15 protein-coding genes are annotated in these 18608 nt (G+C 61.9%); 11 read left to right on the top strand and 4 right to left on the bottom strand.

Annotated elements, in window-relative coordinates:
- The first annotated feature begins 97 nt into the window (after positions 1–97).
- Positions 98–1111, top strand: coding sequence for a LacI family DNA-binding transcriptional regulator (locus ASILVAE211_RS21165; RefSeq protein ID WP_227323357.1), 1014 nt, complete (start codon positions 98–100; stop codon positions 1109–1111).
- Here ASILVAE211_RS21165 and ASILVAE211_RS21160 read toward each other — a convergent pair.
- Positions 1108–2157 (bottom strand): LacI family DNA-binding transcriptional regulator, encoded by a 1050-nt coding sequence (locus ASILVAE211_RS21160; RefSeq protein WP_227323356.1) that lies wholly within the window; start codon positions 2155–2157, stop codon positions 1108–1110. The two genes, ASILVAE211_RS21165 and ASILVAE211_RS21160, sit on opposite strands and share 4 nt — an antisense overlap.
- A gap of 100 nt (positions 2158–2257) precedes the next feature.
- On the opposite strand from ASILVAE211_RS21160, the gene ASILVAE211_RS21155 reads away from it, so the two are divergent.
- Entirely contained in the window at positions 2258–3331 is a 1074-nt protein-coding gene (locus tag ASILVAE211_RS21155; protein ID WP_227323355.1) for a fatty acid desaturase, read from the top strand.
- A gap of 297 nt (positions 3332–3628) precedes the next feature.
- On the opposite strand, the gene ASILVAE211_RS21150 is transcribed toward ASILVAE211_RS21155, so the two are convergent.
- Entirely contained in the window at positions 3629–3820 is a 192-nt protein-coding gene (locus ASILVAE211_RS21150; protein WP_227323354.1) for a hypothetical protein, read from the bottom strand.
- A 304-nt stretch (positions 3821–4124) separates the two neighbouring features.
- Here ASILVAE211_RS21150 and ASILVAE211_RS21145 point away from each other — a divergent pair, with 304 nt between their 5' ends.
- Both ASILVAE211_RS21145 and ASILVAE211_RS21140 read left to right on the top strand, forming a co-directional pair.
- Positions 4125–5540, top strand: a complete 1416-nt coding sequence (locus tag ASILVAE211_RS21145) for an FAD-dependent oxidoreductase (RefSeq protein WP_227323353.1) — start codon at positions 4125–4127, stop codon at positions 5538–5540.
- Between the two features lie 2 nt (positions 5541–5542).
- Positions 5543–6727: a DegT/DnrJ/EryC1/StrS family aminotransferase gene (locus tag ASILVAE211_RS21140; protein ID WP_227323352.1), complete on the top strand. Its 1185-nt coding sequence runs from the start codon at positions 5543–5545 to the stop codon at positions 6725–6727.
- 88 nt (positions 6728–6815) lie between these two features.
- Here ASILVAE211_RS21140 and ASILVAE211_RS21135 read toward each other — a convergent pair whose 3' ends face one another.
- A complete protein-coding gene (locus ASILVAE211_RS21135; protein WP_227323351.1) occupies positions 6816–7793 on the bottom strand; it encodes a glycosyltransferase family 2 protein in 978 nt (325 codons plus the stop codon).
- A 291-nt stretch (positions 7794–8084) separates the two neighbouring features.
- Here ASILVAE211_RS21135 and ASILVAE211_RS21130 point away from each other — a divergent pair, with 291 nt between their 5' ends.
- From ASILVAE211_RS21130 to ASILVAE211_RS21100, 7 genes are all read left to right on the top strand, one after another.
- Positions 8085–9692, top strand: coding sequence for an ABC transporter substrate-binding protein (locus ASILVAE211_RS21130; protein WP_227323350.1), 1608 nt, complete (start codon positions 8085–8087; stop codon positions 9690–9692).
- A 4-nt stretch (positions 9693–9696) separates the two neighbouring features.
- Positions 9697–10707, top strand: coding sequence for an ABC transporter permease (locus tag ASILVAE211_RS21125; protein ID WP_227323349.1), 1011 nt, complete (start codon positions 9697–9699; stop codon positions 10705–10707).
- A complete protein-coding gene (locus ASILVAE211_RS21120; RefSeq protein ID WP_227323348.1) occupies positions 10704–11600 on the top strand; it encodes an ABC transporter permease in 897 nt (298 codons plus the stop codon). Before ASILVAE211_RS21125 ends, ASILVAE211_RS21120 begins: the two co-directional genes overlap by 4 nt.
- On the top strand, positions 11600–12433 hold the full coding sequence (locus tag ASILVAE211_RS21115; protein WP_227323347.1) for an ABC transporter ATP-binding protein: 834 nt from the start codon (positions 11600–11602) through the stop codon (positions 12431–12433). The genes ASILVAE211_RS21120 and ASILVAE211_RS21115 overlap by 1 nt, the downstream gene beginning before the upstream one ends.
- On the top strand, positions 12430–13188 hold the full coding sequence (locus tag ASILVAE211_RS21110; protein ID WP_227323346.1) for an ABC transporter ATP-binding protein: 759 nt from the start codon (positions 12430–12432) through the stop codon (positions 13186–13188). Before ASILVAE211_RS21115 ends, ASILVAE211_RS21110 begins: the two co-directional genes overlap by 4 nt.
- A 100-nt stretch (positions 13189–13288) precedes the next feature.
- Positions 13289–16795, top strand: a complete 3507-nt coding sequence (gene putA, locus ASILVAE211_RS21105) for a bifunctional proline dehydrogenase/L-glutamate gamma-semialdehyde dehydrogenase PutA (RefSeq protein WP_227323345.1) — start codon at positions 13289–13291, stop codon at positions 16793–16795.
- A 127-nt stretch (positions 16796–16922) separates the two neighbouring features.
- Positions 16923–17933, top strand: a complete 1011-nt coding sequence (locus ASILVAE211_RS21100; RefSeq protein WP_227323344.1) for a zinc-dependent alcohol dehydrogenase family protein — start codon at positions 16923–16925, stop codon at positions 17931–17933.
- A gap of 22 nt (positions 17934–17955) precedes the next feature.
- Here ASILVAE211_RS21100 and ASILVAE211_RS21095 read toward each other — a convergent pair whose 3' ends face one another.
- Positions 17956–18228 carry a hypothetical protein gene (locus ASILVAE211_RS21095; RefSeq protein WP_227323343.1) on the bottom strand — a complete coding sequence of 91 codons (273 nt, stop codon included), beginning with the start codon at positions 18226–18228 and terminating at the stop codon, positions 17956–17958.
- Positions 18229–18608 lie beyond the last annotated feature (380 nt).

Here is an 18608-nt window from a genome sequence, read left to right as displayed (position 1 = left end):
CAGGCAAGCTGACCCACCGGCGGAAGGTTTTGATGGTTTTCCATCAATCCGCTAGGCTTCGCCGCAAGGCCCACAAGTGGCTTTGGGGGGAGATAGGATGGAGCGGCGCAAGATCCGTCATGGGCTGGAGGATGTGGCAAAGCGCGCGGGCGTCGGCATTGCGACGGTCGATCGCGTGCTGAATGAGCGTGGCAGCGTATCGCCCAAGACCGAGCAGCGGGTGCTGGATGCCGCGCGAGAACTCGGGCTGCGCCGCATTCTGCCGGTGCCGCATGCGCGTGCCCTGCGTATCGAAGTGATGCTGGCGCGTGCCACCACGCCCTTCATGCGGCGGCTTGGTGCCGCCATGGGGCAGGTGGCCGCGACGCTTGATCGCTCCGTCACCGTTATCCGCACCAGCATCGACATGACCGACCCGGCGCGCGTGGCGCAGCGGATTGTGAACTGCCGGGCGGACGGCATCATCGTCTATTGCGAGGAGCATCCCGCCAATGTCGCGGCCATTGCGGCCTCGGAAGCCGCTGGGCGCCCGGTGATCTGCGTGGTGACGGATGTCCCAGACTCGCCGCGCGCGGCCTATGTCGGGATCGATCATACCAAAGCCGGCGGCACGGCGGCCTTTTTCGTGGCGCGGATGGCGCGCGGCGCGGGAACGGCCGTTATCCTGTCCACCAGCACGGGTTTTCGTGCCCATAAGCAGCGGATCGATGGATTTCGGCGCGGGTTGGCGCGGCATGCGCCTGCCATCGCCGTGGCCCCGGTCCTGACGACAGGGGACGACCCGGAACGCAGCTATCACCATGTCATGCAGGCATTGCGGGAACGGCCGGACCTTGTTGCCGTCTATAACACAGGTGGCGGTAGCGCCGGCGTGGGCAATGCCCTTCGCGATTGGCAGCGGCCGGCGCTGCCCATCTTCGTCGGCCATGAATTGACGGATGAGAGCGCGGTGCTTCTGCGGGACGGGTTGATGACGGTTACGATCGACCAGGCGCCAGAATTGCAGGCGCGGCGGGCGATTGACCTCATGCTCAGCCGCCTGGGTCGTGGCACGGATCTCCCGATTCCCAGCGAAATCGCCTTCACGCTGCATACGATGGAAAATTGCTAGCGGAGGCTTTCCGGCGTCTCGATTTGAAGGTCCAGATAGCAGGGCGCCAAGGCATCCGGATTGCCCTGCGCGGCATCCGTCATGCGCGCGATCAAGGCGGCGCAGAGAGCGGGCAGAGGATGCGATAGCAGTAGGCGAATATGCCCGTCGAGCAAGCCCTGATGGGCAGCGCTGGTGCGGTCATTGCCGATAGTGGCGATGGATTTCGCCCGTGGGCATTCGCGCAGCGCGGTCAATGCGCCGCCGATGCCGCCGCCCGCGATATAAAGACCACGCAAGTCTGGGTGCCTTTGCAACAGATGCCGGACGAGTTCTGCCGCGACATTGGCGTCTTCCAGTGTCGCGCCGGGTTCGATGACCTCGAATTGCGTCGCATGTTCCCGGAGATAGGATCGGAAGCCGCTTTCGTTGAGATCCTGGCAGCGGAAACGGTGGGTTCCGACCAGCACCGCGACCTTGCCGGATTCCCGCGCCATCTGAGAGATGAACCAGCCGGCGGTCCGGCCCACGGCGTGATTGTCGAGGCCGACATAGCCGATGCGGGCAGCGGTGCTGATATCCGAAATCAGGGCGAAGACCGCGACACCCTTGAGGGTCAGCGCTTCCAGCGCCGCCGAGATAAGGGGATGGTTGGCGGCGACGATGGCGATGGCGTCGACCTCCGCGCCCAGCGATTTGATCTGGGCGGCAACGGCGGTCGGCGCGAGGTTCTCGGCATAGAAAATCCGCACGGAAATGCGGGCCGCTGTCGAAGCCTGCGCCGCTATTTGTATATCCCGCGCCAGCGCCTGATAGAAGCTGCGATGCTTTTGCAGCAGCAGGAAGCCGAAGCGAAGGGCCGGTTTTTCCCGAGACCAGCGTCGGGCAATGACAGGGGCGCCGCGAAAGCCGAGGGATTCCGCGGCCTGCATGACCTTTTCGGCCGTCGGCTGCCGTACCGGGTTGCGGCCGTTGATGACGCGATCAACGGTGGACACGCTGACACCGGCGGCTTCGGCCAGGTCGGTGATACGCGTCCGAGCCCCCGATTTGCGAGATTCTTTCATTTTCCGGCCGCTTCTTTGACGGGTTTGACAGAAAATACCGCGATTTCCTCTGACGGCAAGCGGCCTGGGCGTAAAGGCAGGCAACGGAGGAAGACGCAGAATGAAACATGTGTGGAAAAACTATCGCCTGCGGGACGAAACGGCTGGCATGGCGACGGCAAATGCCGACGGTGATCTGGGTCACGCGGTTGGAACCCTATGGTATGCCTGCCCGGTCAGCCGAAAGCAGCTGAAAGAGCTGATGCGCCGGTCCGATGGGCCGGCTTTGCGCTTCTTCGCGCTGTGGCTGGCGCTGCTGGCCGTGGCGGGCATGACTGCTTTTTTCGCCTGGGGGACATGGTGGGCAATTCCCACCTTTTTCATCTACGGCACGCTCTATGCGGTGGCCGATCATCGTCATCATGAATTGTCGCATGGCACGGGATTCCGCACGCGCTGGATCAATGAGATGTTCTATCATCTCTGCGCCTTCATCACGCTACGCGAGGGCTTCTATTACCGTTGGAGCCATAGTCGCCATCATACGCATACGCTGCTGGTGGGAAAGGATCCCGAGATCGCGGCGCCGCGTCCGCCGAACGTCTGGGCTCAGTTTCTCGACTTCTTCTTTTTGCATGACGGCTACGTTCAGGTCGGGCGGCTATTGCAGAACGCAACCGGTAATCTGACAGAAGACGGCAAGTATTTTGTGCCGGATGGCCAGCGTCGTGCCGTCATCTGGGCGTCCCGCGCCTATTTGGCCATTATTCTGGCGGTCGCCGTCATCTGCGTCGCGGCGCACAGCATTCTGCCTGCCATGTTCGTCATACTTCCGCGTTTCTACGGCGGCGTCCTCTGCCAGGTTTTCAACCTGACCCAGCATGCGGGCCTGGATGAGGATGTCTTCGATCATCGGCTTAATACGCGTACGGTGATCATGAACCCTGTCTTTGCCTTCCTATACGCGAATATGAATTATCATATCGAGCATCACATGTTCCCCATGGTGCCGTTCTACCGCCTGCCGCAGTTGCATAGGCTGATCAGGCAGGACTGCCCGCCGCCTTATAGGGGCGTCCTGTCTGCCTGGGCCGAGCTATTGCCGGCATTGATCCGCCAAAGGCGAGAGCCCGCGTACTTCGTGCAAAGGCAATTGCCGGCGCATGCTCGGCTCCCAAGTCAAGCCGCAGATTAGGCTTTGCCGTAATGTTTGATGTGCGGTAGGATGCGACCTCCCATCCGTTACACTCATACCGGGCACCGCTCTGACCTCCCGCTGGTGCCCGGACTGCTGGCCTTGCGTACGACCCCGCCCATTGGGGTAAGCCAGCATCGGACTTTTACCGCCTCGGCGGGTGTATTTCTCCGCGCGTGAGCAAACCTGGCAGAGACAAAGGCAAAACTTGCCGGTCTCCCTAAGCGCTAAGGTCGGGACAGACTACCCCTTTTGGTAGATAGATCTGCCTACGCAAATCATAAGATTTATGCGGGTTCATCCGGATGGCATTTTCAGTGCCGCCGAAGGTGCTAACGACTGAGCCTGTTCCGAAAAGCCCAGCGGCACAGCCGAAAAATAGATTTTATTTGATCTGGCAAAAAATCCTCCCGATGTCGGGGTGGCTTTTGCGATCCCCAATATCATTAGACTAGCATTGCGAAAAATCGCAAGCTGGCTCTGATCCATGACACTGCGGCCGCGCACGGAGAGGGCGGCTGCTTGGCGTTTAGATCAAGAGGTGTACCCATAAATAGGAAAACGTCTAACCCAAATGCACGAAACTAATTGCCTTTAGTACCTCGCCATAAAGTCCAGGCAGAAATCGGGTTAGTCTCTATCTAGATTGAGAATCACAAGATTCTTCTGGTCCCACAACAGCCCGAAGAAAAGTCACGTCATCTCACTTTGGCTTAGTAATCATCCGGATGTCGGCAGTTCCGCATTGGTGGTTCGTGGTCAGGCTTGGTGCCGCCGCAATCAGGATAGTAGCATGGCCTCCTCAGTGCAGCGTTTTGAACTGGTGATTATCGGCGGCGGGCCGGGTGGTGTTGCAACGCTTCTTGCTGCCCACAAGGCTGACCAGCTGGATAACCTCCTCTCGATGGGCATCGCGATCGTGGAAAGCGCAGCCAGCCTGGGCAAGGGGGAGATCGGCAATTATGCGATTAACTCCGATAGCGGCGGCGGCACCTTTGTGGATTGCCTCGACAGCGCCCATCCGACGGAGCTGACGCGGCTGCAAAGCCACGAATTGACCAGAAATTTGGCGGCAGCCGGACATGGTCCTGTGCCTTTGCGCGAGGCTGGCCGCTTTTTGGGACTGGTCGGGGCCGCGATCGAACGTATGGCTGAGGCCTATCCGGCCAGCGCCGTCCTCACGCGTCACAAGGCGCAGTCTGCCCGGCGGTGTGACGATGGCTGGATGGTCGAGATCAGCGATCTTGAGGCCGGCACGACGCGCAAGATATTTGCTCGCCAGCTGATCGTCGCTTCCGGCGCACATCAGCCTCTGCCGCGCATGGCGCGGGAACAGTTTGATGGCAAAAGCCTGGTCGAGCGATGCGGTGCGCGCCTCATGCAATCGGGTGAGGTGCTGACACCGGAAGGATTGCAGCGTATCGGCGACATCCTCAGCAAAAAGGCTAATCCCCGTCTGGCTATCATCGGCGGGTCGACAAGTGCTGCTGCGGTAGCGCACGCGCTTTTGCATCGGCTGCCGAACGTAGCTTTCGGCGAAGCCGGCATTACGCTTCTGCATCGCCGTCCGCTGCGCATCTACTACCCCGATCGGGAGCAGGCGCTGGCCGAGGGTTACACCGAATGGACAGAGGACGACGTGTGCCAGATCAGTGGCCGTGTTTTCCGCTTCGCGGGTTTCCGGCTGGATTCCCGGGAGCTGGTCATGCAGGCGCGTGGCATTGGTGGACGGCCGGTCGAAGCGCGTTTGCGCTTGCAGCAGATCGGCGCGGATGAGAGACACGCCGCCCAGATCATGGACGATGCGGATATCGTGATCGCTGCGATGGGATATCGGCCCCGCGGCCTCCCTTTCTTTGACGAAGTGGGCGTGCCGATCACCCTGCACTCGCAGCTTGGCCCGCAGCACCCGATGGTTGATAGCGCTTGCCGCGTCATGGATAGCGAAGGGCAAGCGATACCGAATGTCTTTGGTATCGGCCTGGCCGCCGGCTTCGTGCCGCGTGGATCGCTGGGCGGCGAAGCGAGCTTCCGGGGGCAGGCCAATGGCCTTTGGCTCTGGCAACATGATGTCGGCACTTTGATCGTGAATGCCGTGCTGAAAGCGTCCCGCACGGAAACAGACAAGATCGAGATTGGTCTGCCTGCAGTCGCTGCGGCGGCTTCGAAGCGCGAAATCTTTCATTCCACCCCAGCCCTGTACGGTTAGTCATGTCAGTCGCTTTCATTCGTCCCAATCCGCCGCGGTTGAGTGAACTGGCCGCGGAACTGCGCGAAATCGAAGATCGCCGGATGTTCAGCAATTTCGGGCCGGTGAACTCGGCCTTCGAGCAGGACATGATCGATCAGGTCTTTTCGGGTGTCGGCCACGCCATGACAGCGTGCAATGCCACGATCGGTCTGATTCTCGCGATCCAGCAGGCCATCGGCGACCGGCCGACGACCACACGCTATGCCTTGATGCCGTCCTTCACTTTCGCCGCTGCCGCGCAAGCCGCGCTGTGGTGCGGCCTGACGCCGCTATTCTGTGACATTGATCCGGCAACATGGGCCGCCTGCCCGCGTGACGAAGAACGGCTTCTGTCCGAATATGGCGACAAAATCGCGGTTGTCGTGCCTTATGCGACATTCGGCTTCGATATCGATCTCACCCGTTACGAGCGCTTGATGGCCCAGCACAAGGTTCCGGTAGTCGTCGATGCGGCGGCCTCTCTCGGGACAGTCTCCTCGGACGGCCGTGGCTTCGGGACCGGCTTCAGTGGTACCATCGTCTATTCCATGCATGCGACCAAAGCCTTCTCGACCGGAGAGGCGGGCATCGTTTACAGCGGTGACCAGGCGCGCATCGACGAATTGCGGCAGATGTGCAATTTCGGCTTCGGCGAAGCCCGCGCGGCGACAATGCCAGGATTGAACGGCAAGTTGAGTGAAGTTGGCGCCTTGCTGTGCCAGCAGCAGCTCAAGCGGTTCGACGGCACCATGCTGCGCCGGTCTCAGATCATGGCGCGCTACCGCGAGGCGTTTCCGGAATTGACCTTTCAACCGCGCAGGTTGGGCCGTCAGGCCCATCAGTTCGGCGTCGGGCTGCTGCCGGAAGGCTTTGGTCCGCGCCGGAGCGAGTTTCAGGCTGCGCTGACGGCTGCAGGCATCGGCAATGCTGCTTATTTTAGCCCGCATGTGGCGCAGCAGCGCTATTTCGCGAATCACGCGATTTTCGGCGAACTGCCGGTGACCAATGATGTCGCCAGCCGCGTCATCAGCCTTCCGATGTTCGACACCATGACGGACGCGGAACTGGAAGAGGTTGTGACCGTCGTCCGCCGCGAACTCACGGCCCTGATCGAAACACAATCGGCGATCACCCAATGGCCTTGGGCATCGATGGCCGCCGACTGATCGTGCGCTACGAAAAAAGGCGAAGCATCGGCTTCGCCTTTTAAAGTCGACGAAAACGCCTTTCCGGAGTGATAAGCCTCCGCCTGCGCTACACGGCCTTAGACCGCAGCGATCTCCGGAGTGTCGATCCGATTCTTCCGGCAAGCAATCCGGGCCTCGCGATCATGCCGATGAGACGCTTGCGGTCGTATGCGGTGAACAGTACCGCGAAGACGACGCAGGCCGTCAAAAGCCATCGCTGGTCAACCGCTTCGTTCAGCCTCGACCGAGCATCGACCAGTCGCCACCTTGCCGTGCGCTCCGCGTCCGAGAAGGCTTCCGCGATCATGCGGAAGCTCTTTCGGTGCCAACGATTTCGTTCGGAGGCGCGGGCATCGATCAATTGCGCGAGGATCGAGCCTCCGTGCTTGCGGTAGACCGAGCGCGCCGCGGTCTCGACAAGCATGTCACCATGCTGCGCTGCGATGGCGAAAAGCCCCCAATCGGCGGCCGGAATGTCCTTGTACCAATCCGGCAGCGGACCCACGCAAGCTGAACGCACCATCCACGTCGACGTCTGAAAGGGGGGTGAGACAATAATGTCACGCAGGCCAACTCTGGGAGCGCCACCATGGTCCTCGAAAGCAAGGTCCGAGAAGCGCAATCCATCGTCGGTGGATCCGTCTTCGAACGAAATCAGAGCATCATGGGCGGCACCGACGACATCGGGGTTCGCCTCCAGAAGTTCCACCTGATGGGCAAGTTTGCCAGGGTCCGTCCAGAAGTCGTCGCCGTCCAGGAATGCGATGAACTCGCCACGGCAGGCCTCCAGCGTGGTTACCTGATTGACGCGACCCGGGACACCGTCGGGCCGGCGGCCCTGGAGATTGAGGCGGATGACGCCGGGATGGAGCGCGGCATAGGACTCGACGATCTCTCGGGTGCCATCGGACGAGAAATCGTCGCCGATGACGATCTCCATGGCGAAGTCGACGTGCTGCGCGAGCGCGCTATCGATGGCCTGAGCGATCCATTGCCTCTGATTGTAGGTTACGATCAGGACGCTGACCTTCGGACGCGTCGACATGCCCACCCTTCCGTCCATCACCGGCAATAATAGTCGCCCTTCCGTCACCGGCGTTAGCCCTAACACGGCATCTTTGGCGGGTGGATAGCGATTGTGATCAGGGTAAAATCATTCGGCCTCAGCCATTTGGGTGAGGTGCAGCCGAACCGTCTGCATGGACGCAGGGCTGCTCCAGCGGGCCCGTTGGCCAATGCGCACAGCAAAAACCGGCCAATCGCCTGGATTCTCCCCCTCGACCGCACTGTCACATAGCTGTTATGGCTAAGCCGAACTGCTGGCGGAGAAAGACCTATGCTGACGCGTCGGACAATGCTGACAACCACGGCCGGGACGGCCGCGGCTATCGGGCTAATGCCCCCTGGGGCGGCTTCCGCCTGGGCCAAGACCCCCAAAAACATGGTCGTGATGGCGAAGCAGATCGACGACATGGTCAGCCTCGACCCGGCCGAATCCTATGAGTTCACCGATAACGAGGTGGATGCGAATTGCTACAGCAAGCTCATCGTCCCGGATACGGCGGACCCGAGCAAGCTGGTGGGCGACCTTGCGCAGTCATGGGATGTCTCGCCGGATGGCCTGACCGTCACCTTCCACCTCAAATCGGACAAGCTCTTTGCGTCCGGCAAAGCCGTGACGGCTGAGGATGCCGCTTATTCCCTGCAACGCGTCATCAAGCTCAACAAGGCGCCTGCCTTTGTCATCGGCCAGTTCGGCTTCACGCCGGACAATGTCGACAGCCTGATCACGGCGACCGACGCCCATACACTCGTCGTCAAGCTGCCGGCTTTGCAGGCGACCAGCTTTCTTCTCTACTGCCTCTCGGCCAATGTCGGCGGCATCGTGGAAAAGGCGGTCGCCGAGGCCCATGCCACGAACGGCGATTTCGGCAATGCTTGGCTAAAGACGAATAGCGCCGGCAGCGGTCCTTACAGCCTCGTCTCTTGGGTCGCGAGCGACCATATCATCCTGAACATTAACCCGCATTTCACGCCGGCGCCGCAGATGAAGCGTGTCGCCATCCGTCATGTCGCGGATCCCTCGGCCCAGCTTCTGCTGGTGCAAAAAGGGGATGTCGATATCGCGCGTGACCTGACATCGGATCAGCTGAAGTCCATATCGGGTGACAAGGCGCTTCATCTCATTTCCGCCAATCAGGCGGCTCAGATGTATATCGCCATGAACGAAGCGGTGCCGCAGCTGGCCAAGCCCGAAGTGCGGCAGGCCATCAAATGGGCGCTCGGCTATGATGCGATTGCCCAGAACATCACCCCCGATACCTGGGGCGTCTCTCAGTCATTCCTGCCGAAGGGTCTGCCTGGCACGCTGAACGAGACACCGTTCAAGAAGGACGTCACCAAGGCGAAGGCTTTGATGGCCCAGGCCGGCCTCTCGGGCGGTTTTTCGGTGACCATGGATTACATCTCCCACGCGCCCTATTCGGATATCGCCCAGGCTATCCAGGCGGATCTGGCGGGGATCGGCATCAAGCTGACGCTGGTGCCCGGAGAAGAAAAGCAGGTCATCACCAAGACGCGCGCCCGCACCCATCAGCTGGCCCTGCTGGAATGGTTCCCGGACTATTTCGATCCGAACTCGAACGCGCAGGGTTTCTGCTACGACCCTGACGATACGGATGCCAGCAAGGTCCGCGTCCCGGCCTGGCGCAGTCATTTCGCGGACAAGACGCTGAGCGCGGATGTACTGGCTGCATCCAAGGAAACGGATAATGCCAAGCGCATGGCCATCTACGCGGATATGCAGCACCGCTTCTGGGATATCGCGCCCTTCGCCTTCGTGTTGCAGAAGAACGATGTCGCGACGCTCCGCACCGGCGTGAATGGCCTGTCGCTCGGCGCGCTGCCGGACTTCACCAGCTATAAGGGCATTACCAAGAGCTAGAACCTTGCGTCGTATTAAAAGCCTGTCTGAGACCCTGAGCAGCGTGCTGGTCACGCTGTTCGGGTTGGCTGTGGTCACCTTCATGATCGGGCGCGTGGTGCCGATCGACCCTACGATCGCGATCGTGGGGGACCATGCGCCGCCAGACGTCGTGGCGGCGGCAAGGCTTCAACTGGGGCTGGACAAGCCTTTGCCCGTCCAGTTCCTGATCTATGTCCAGCATCTGCTGCATGGCGATCTGGGACGGTCGGTGATGAGCAGTCACCCTGTCACCCAGGATATCGCGCAGTATTTTCCGGCGACCGTTGAACTGGCGACCACCGCCATCATCATCGCCATGCTGATCGGCATTCCGCTGGGCGTGCTGGCGGCCGCCAGGCAGGGGTCGCGCTTCGATCAACTCGTGCGCGTCATCAGCTTGGGTGGCCAATCGGTGCCGGTTTTCGTGCTGGGGCTGGTCGCGCTGCTGGTCTTCTATGTCAAACTCGGCTGGGCGCCCGGTACCGGCCAGCAGGATGTGCTGTTCGACGGCACGGTGCCGCGCGTCACCGGTATGCTGGTGGTGGATGCGGCGCTGAACGGCGATTGGGATGCGACCTCGGATGCACTGGCGCATCTGGCTTTGCCGGCCCTAGTCCTCGCCTTTTTCAGTCTCTCCACCATCACGCGGATGACACGCGCCTTCATGCTGGATGCCTTGGGCGGCGAATATATCGTAACCGCCCGGGCCAAAGGCCTCTCCGGCACGCGCATCCTATGGCGGCATGGTTTCGGCAATATCGCGGTGCCGCTGATCACGGTTCTGGCGCTTGCCTATGCCGGTCTGCTGGAAGGGGCGGTGCTGACCGAAGTGATCTTTTCCTGGCCGGGCATCGGCCAGTATCTGACGGTTTCACTGCTGAATGCCGATATGAATGCCGTGCTGGGCGCCACTTTGGTTATCGGTGCCGTCTATGTTGGCCTCAATATGCTTGCCGATCTCGCCTATCGGCTGTTCGACCCGAGGGTGCGATGAGTAGCACGCGTGATTGGCTGCTGACGGATGCGCCGTCATCGCGGCGCCAAGCGGCCTGGGGGCGGCGCTATCGCCGCTGGCTGCAATTCCGAACGAACGGCCTTGCCATGTTCGGCCTGACGGTCGCCGTCATTCTCATCCTGGGCGCGGTTTTCGCCCCCTTGCTGGCGCCGCAAAACCCTGGTGCGCAGAATCTCGCCATGCGGTTGGCGCCGCCCTCGGCCCAACATTGGCTGGGCACGGATGAACTGGGCCGCGATCTGTTTTCGCGCCTGCTCTATGGCGGGCGCGTGACGCTCGGCATGGTGGTGGCCGTGGTTATTCTGGTGGCCCCCATCGGGCTGCTGGTCGGCAGCGTTGCGGGCTATGCCGGCGGCTGGGCGGACCGCGTGCTGATGCGCGTGACCGACGTTTTCCTGGCCGTGCCGCAGTTGATCCTGGCGCTTGCCTTCGTCTCCGCCTTGAAGCCCGGCATTACCAGTGCCGTCATCGCCATCGCGCTGACAGCCTGGCCGCCTTACGCGCGCCAGGCGCGGGCGGATACGCTGACGATACGGCATAGCGATTTTATCGCGGCCGCGCGGCTGACAGGCGCTTCCGGCACACGCATCGTTCTGCATCACATCATTCCGCTTTGCCTGTCGAGTATGATCGTCCGCATGACGCTCTCCATGAGCGGCATCATTCTGACGGCGGCGGGGCTTGGTTTCCTTGGCATGGGCGCGCAGCCGCCAATGCCCGAATGGGGCACTATGATCGCGACCTCCCGCGCCTTCATCCTTGCGCAATGGTGGGTGCCGGCCATCCCTGGCATTGCCATTTTCGTCGCGTCGCTCGCGTTCAATCTCCTGGGTGACGGCTTGCGCGACGTGCTTGACCCGAGGCAGCGCTGATGCTGGTGCGCATGGATAATCTGCGGGTGGGCTTTCGCACGCCGCAGGGTGTGAGCGAGGCCGTGCGCGGCGTCTCCCTCACCGTCGGCCAAGAGAAGCTGGGCATCGTGGGGGAGAGCGGATCAGGCAAGTCGCTCACCGCCCGTTCCATCCTGCGGCTTTTGCCGGGTAGCGCCACCGTGACGGCGGACAAGCTGGAATTCGACGGGATAGACGTGCTGTCAGCCCGGGAAGGCGCATTGCGGCGTATTCGCGGAAAGCGGGCCGGGCTTATCATGCAGGATCCAAAATACTCGCTCAATCCGGTGATGACGGCGGGCGCGCAGATCGCGGAAGCCTGGCGTGCGCATAAGGGTGGCAGCCGGCGCCAAGCCACCAAGGCCGCTATCGATTTGCTGGCGCAGGTGCGCATTCGCGACCCGGCCAGGGTCGCCGGGCTTTATCCGCATGAACTCTCGGGCGGCATGGGCCAGCGGGTCATGATCGCCATGATGCTGGCGCCGGACCCCGAACTGCTGATTGCGGATGAGCCGACCAGCGCGCTGGATGCGACCGTGCAGGCGGATATCCTGCGGCTGATCGAGGATCTGGTGGCAAAGCGCGGCATGGGGCTGATGCTGATCAGTCATGACCTGCCGCTCGTCAGCCATTTCTGCGACCGCGTGCTGGTGATGTATGCCGGGCGAGTTGTGGAGGAGGTAAAGGCGGCCGATCTGCATCGCGCCAAACACCCCTATACCCGTGGCCTGCTGGAATGCCTGCCGTCCCTGGTGAAGCCGAAACCGCAGCTTTCTGTCTTGAAGCGCGACCCGGCCTGGAGCGCGCCGCAATGACGGCCAGCATGATCGCCGTGGAAAACCTGCGCGTGCGCTTCGGCACGCAGGACGTCGTCAAGGGCGTATCCTTCAGCGTACCACGCGGTGGCAGTTTCGGCATGGTGGGGGAAAGCGGTTCGGGCAAATCGACTATTCTCCGCGCGGTCTCCGGATTGAATGCCGACTGGACCGGGCGCATGGAAATCGACGGCGTTGCATTGATGCCCAAACGCGGCCGCGCCTTCTTTCGCCGCGTGCAAATGGTCTTTCAGGACCCTTACGGCTCGCTGCACCCGGGCCAGACGATCGACCGCGCCTTGAGCGAACCGCTGCTGGTACATGGGATTGGCGACATCGAGACGCGCATTCTGCGTGCTTTGGCCGAAGTCGCTCTCCCGTCCACCGTCCGCTTTCGCTTTCCGCATCAATTGTCGGGTGGCCAGCGCCAGCGCGTGGCCATCGCCCGCGCGCTGATGGCCGAGCCCGAGGTTCTGCTGCTCGATGAACCGACCAGCGCGCTGGACGTGTCCGTGCAGGCCGAAGTCTTGAACCTGCTGTCTGCTCTGCAAAAGTCGAGAAACCTTACCTATGTCATGGTCAGCCATAATCTGGCGGTGGTGGCCCATCTTTGCCCGATGATCGGTGTCATGCAGGGCGGCAATCTGGTTGAAACGATCTCAGCCGAAAACCTGCGTGCTGGCCGCACGCAGCATGCGCATACGACCGAGTTGCGCGCCTTGAGCGTGGAACTGGAAGACCCGGAAGAGGTCTGAGACCGGGCGTGAATGCCAGTTACTGCGCGCAGTAAGGAACGAAAAGCTTTCGACGGTTTTCCTCGTATTTCTATGAAATCTGCCCTGAGGAGATGCGATGATGAGCGTGCCGGACCCGTTGAGCCAATTCGCCTCAGGCCTGGCGCCGCATAGTCCGCTCCGCACGGCTATCACCCATCATTACCGCGCGCCGGAGGCGGGTTGCGTCGCTGCCCTGATTGAGGAGGCGAGGCTGCCTGACACCGTCGCGGCACAAGCGCGGGCGGTTGCGATGGCGCTTGTCCAGACGCTGCGCGCCAAGGGCAGTCCAGGGCCGGTGGAAGGGCTGGTGCGGGAGTATGATCTCTCAAGCCAGGAAGGCGTCGCGCTGATGTGCCTGGCGGAAGCGCTGCTGCGCATCCCCGACAATGCCACGCGCGATGCGCTGATTCGCGACAAGATCAGCGCCGGGCACTGGCGTGGTCATCTTGGCCAGTCATCCTCGCTTTTCGTCAATGCCGCGACCTGGGGGCTGGTGGTGACCGGCAAACTAACCGGCACGGTCAATGAGACAGGTTTGGGTGCCGCGCTGACCCGGTTGATCGCGCGGGGCGGCGAGCCGCTCATTCGCCATGGCGTCGAACTCGCCATGCGGATGATGGGTGAGCAGTTCGTGACCGGCCAGACCATTACCGAAGCGCTGCGCAATGCCCGCCGGCTGGAAGCGCGTGGCTTTCGCTATTCCTACGATATGCTGGGGGAGGCCGCCGTCACGGCTACGGATGCCGCGCGCTATTACCGTGACTATGAGGCGGCGATTCACGCCATCGGCAAGGCGGCAGCGGGCCGTGGCATTTATGAGGGGCCTGGGATTTCCATCAAGCTGTCCGCACTGCATCCGCGCTATAGCCGGGCGCAGCGCGATCGTGTGATGGCGGAACTGCTGCCAAGGTTGGTGGCGCTGGCGCAGCTATGCCGGCACTACGATATCGGCCTCAATATCGATGCCGAAGAAGCTGACAGGCTGGACCTGTCGCTCGATCTGCTGGAGGCGCTGTGCTTCGACGCCGGGCTCACCGGCTGGGACGGCATCGGCTTCGTGGTGCAGGCCTATCAGAAGCGCGCGCCTTATGTGCTGGACTGGATCATCGATCTTGGCCGGCGCAGCGGGCACCGGTTGATGATACGGCTGGTCAAGGGCGCCTATTGGGATAGCGAGATCAAGCGCGCGCAGGTCGACGGGCTGGACGGTTTTCCGGTCTTCACGCGGAAGGTCCATACGGATCTGTCCTACCGCGCCTGTGCGGCCAAACTGCTGGCCGCGCCGGATGCGGTGTTTCCGCAATTCGCGACCCATAACGCGCAGAGCCTGGCCGCCATCTATGCCATGGCCGGCGACGGCTTTCATATCGGGCAATATGAGTTTCAATGCCTGCATGGCATGGGCGAGGCGCTGTATGAGGAGGTTGTGGGTGCGGAGACGCTTGCCCGGCCCTGCCGCATCTATGCGCCTGTCGGCACGCATGAGACGCTGCTGGCCTATCTGGTCCGCCGGCTGCTGGAAAACGGCGCCAATTCCTCCTTCGTCAATCGCATCCAGGACAAGACCGTGTCCGTGGATCGGCTGGTCACGGATCCGCTGGACGAGGTTGGGGACGGGCGACCGCATGACCGGATTGCACTGCCTCGCGATCTTTTCATGCCGGAACGGGTCAATTCGACTGGGCTTGATCTTAACAATGACAGCCAGCTTTTGGCTCTTTCCGAGGCACTGCGAGCGAGTGCTACAGCGACATGGACGGCCTTGCCCGCGAGTGGGGCCGAGACGCCGCCGCAGCGGGTACGCAACCCAGCGGATCGGCGCGACATTGTCGGCCATGTTGTCGAGGCAACAATGTCGCAAGTCGATGTCGCGTTCGCCCGTGCGGCGGCAGCCGCTGGGCCTTGGGCGGCAACAGCGCCGGGCGTAAGGGCCGATTGCCTGATGCGCGCCGCCGATCTGCTGGAGGCGCGAGCGGCAGCACTGCTCGGTCTCATCATCCGCGAGGCCGGTAAAAGCCTGCCCAATGCGATTGCGGAGGTCAGGGAGGCCGTCGATTTCCTGCGCTACTATGCCGAACAGGGGCGCGCCTTGGATGGACCGGGTTACGGTCCGCTTGGCGTCGTGACCTGCATCTCGCCATGGAATTTTCCGCTCGCCATCTTTACCGGCCAGGTTGCGGCAGCGCTCGCCGCTGGAAATTGCGTGCTCGCCAAGCCGGCGGAGGAAACGCCACTGATCGCGGCCCAGGCGGTTGCTCTGCTGCATGAGGCCGGCGTGCCGCAGGACGCGCTGCAACTACTGCCCGGCCATGGGGAGGTTGGCGCGCAGTTGGTGGCCGATGCGCGTACCTGCGGCGTGGTCTTCACCGGCTCCGCCGCCGTCGCCAAGCAGATCCAGGCGGTGCTGGCGCAGCGGCTGAACCCCGATGGCCGTCCCGTGCCGCTGATCGCGGAGACCGGCGGACAAAACGCGCTGGTCGTCGACTCGTCCGCATTGACCGAGCAGGTGGTGGCGGATGTGCTGGTCTCGGCTTTCGACAGTGCGGGCCAGCGGTGCTCGGCGCTCAGGGTTTTGTGTTTGCAGGCCGATATCGGGGATCGCACGCTGACCATGCTGCGCGGCGCTCTGGCAGAACTGTCCATCGGCAACCCCGATCGGCTGGCGACGGATATCGGACCTGTCATCACCGACGCGGCGCGCGACGATATCGCGGACCATATCGCAGAGATGCGCGCGGCAGGATGCGTCATCCATCAGCCGCCGCTGCCGGACGGTTGCGCGCAGGGCAGTTTCGTCGCGCCCACGATCATCGACATTCCGAACCTCGCTATTTTAAAAAGGGAAGTCTTCGGCCCGGTTCTGCATGTTCTGCGCTATCCGCGTGACGGCCTGGACAGGCTCATCGCCGATATCAATGCCACCGGCTTCGCGCTGACCTTCGGCCTGCATACCCGTATCGATGAAACGGTCGCGCGCGTTACGGCCCTGGCAAGTGCCGGCAATATCTACGTCAATCGCAACCTCATCGGGGCCGTGGTCGGCGTGCAGCCCTTCGGCGGCCATGGGCTATCAGGCACAGGCCCCAAAGCCGGCGGCCCGCTCTATCTCCGCCGGCTCCTGGCGCAGCGGCGCGATGCGGCTTTCGTCTTCGGCGGGCAGCGCGACCTGCCCGGCCCGGTGGGTGAGCGCAATCTCTATGGCACGGAAGCGCGCGGGACAGTGTTCTGCATCGCGCGGGACGCATTGGAATCAGCGCGACAGATCCGCGCCGCGCTCGCGACCGGCAACCGCCCGCTAATTGCTTCTGCCAGCTTGGCCGGGCTGCCGGATGATCTTCGTGCCTCTGTGCAGGTGGCAGAAAATCCCTGGGCTGCCGACTTCTCGGCCATTTTGTACGACGGTGACAGCGAAACCTTGCTTGCGGTCAATCAGCGCGTTGCTGCCTTGCCCGGCCCGATCATCGCAATTCACACAAGCAACGCGACCGGAGACTATCCGCTCGAATGTCTGGTGCGGGAGCGGAGCATCAGCATCAACACCACGGCTGCCGGCGGCAATGCCAATCTTATGATGATCGGTGACTGACAACTCTCGCCCGGCCGTGCTCTCACTTAGCCGGACTGATCGACAGCGAAGATGTTTGCCGCCATTCTTGGACCGCAGGCGGATGTGTGCCAGGCAAAGAATAAAGACCAAACGGAGGGAGGCGAGAATGAAGGCGGCAAGACTGGAATCGGTCAGCGAGATGGCCACGCGTAGCGTTGAAAAGCCCATTGCCGGGCCAGGCGAAATTCTGGTCAAGGTTCTGGCAGCCGGGATCTGCGGCTCTGACCGGCATATGTTCAAAGGGGAATATCCCACCGCCCGCCCGGTGACGCTGGGCCACGAATTCTGCGGCACCGTGGAGAGCATCGGCCAAGGCGTGACGCGTTTCTCCGGCGGCGAGTTGGTGACGATTGATCCGAACATCGCCTGTGGAATCTGCCCGGCCTGCCGCAACGCTCAACCAAATCTCTGCGCCCGGCTGACCGCGATCGGCGTGACCCGCGATGGCGGCTTCGCGGAACATGCTGCGGTCCCGGAAGGTCAGGCATTTCTGCTGCCGGCCGATCTGGACCCCGTCCACGGCGCGTTTTCCGAACCACTCGCTTGCTGTCTGCATGCCATAGACAAGGCGGAGATACGATCAGGCGGCAGTGTCGCCATTTTGGGTGGTGGCGTCATCGGGCTATTAATGGTGCAGCTTGCCAAGCTGGAAGGTGCCGCAAAGGTCATCCTGATAACGCGGCAGGCCTCGCGACGCCAGATGGCATTGGACCTCGGCGCGACCCATGCTTTTGATCCGTCTGCAACGGACACGGTCTCTGCCGTCCGGGATCTGACGGGTGGCGGCGCGGATGTCGTAATCGAATGCGCCGGTGTGCCGGAAACGCTCCGGACGGGCATTGCGATGACGCGTCGCGGCGGCAATTTCGTTCTTTTCGGTGTCACCCCGGCGGGACTGGAGGTGCCGATCACGCCTTTTGATCTTCTCGTCAACGAAGTCACGATACGGCCGGCTTATCTCAATCCTTTTACGCATGATCGCGCGGCAGCGTTGGTCGCGAGCGGCGCCTTGGAACTTGATAAGCTTGTTACCAAAACCATCGGTCTGGACGATGTCGCTGCGGTTATCGGCCAATCACCCGAGGCCGGGGAAATCAAGGTGATCGTCAGGCCCTGAGTCTCCGGCACCACCGTCTTTGTCAGTAATGAGCCATGGCGGTCAGATGGGGAGATGACCGGCCATGGGCCAGCTGAATATCGTCCGGATCAAGCAGAGCGCCGTGCGACAGGATCCAGGGCTGGCGGCCATCGGCCAAACCGCTGGACAGAACGCGCATCGCCTCGTCCACCGCGTCATGGATATCCGCGTGATAGGATTGAGAGAACGCGCCATGAGGGCGAAACTGACTTTCGCGGGGCGTTTCGCCCCGTCGCAGCCAAATCAGGCTAGCACCCCGGTCACGATTGGGCATTTGGCGCTCCTCACATCCTTGCGATTTTGCTTATCGTCAATTTCACCAAATGTGTTCGCTATGGGGCAATATCAATGGGTCCGGCAAAAGATTAATCGATTTCTAAAGGCGGTGTGACTAAGTCCACTTGTGGACAGAGAATTTGCTAATGCAGGTAGCGGCACGAAAGTATTTCTTACCATATTTTTGTTTAATCAAATAATTGAAAGATCAATTCTCTGGAGATGCCTCTCGGCTGGCGCGAGCGCCGCTTTACCAGGAGCCAGAGCTGGGTCCGGCGTCTTGGGTGATGCCATCGTCAAGCTGAGTTAGGTCGGTTCGATGAGCCGAGAAATCTCCTGCGATGCAAGAAAAATCGGCACTGCGTAAGACATGCCCAT

The organism is Acidisoma silvae, from assembly GCF_020618775.1.
Classification (GTDB): domain Bacteria; phylum Pseudomonadota; class Alphaproteobacteria; order Acetobacterales; family Acetobacteraceae; genus Acidisoma; species Acidisoma silvae.
This window is presented reverse-complemented; position numbering and strand designations above follow the sequence as displayed.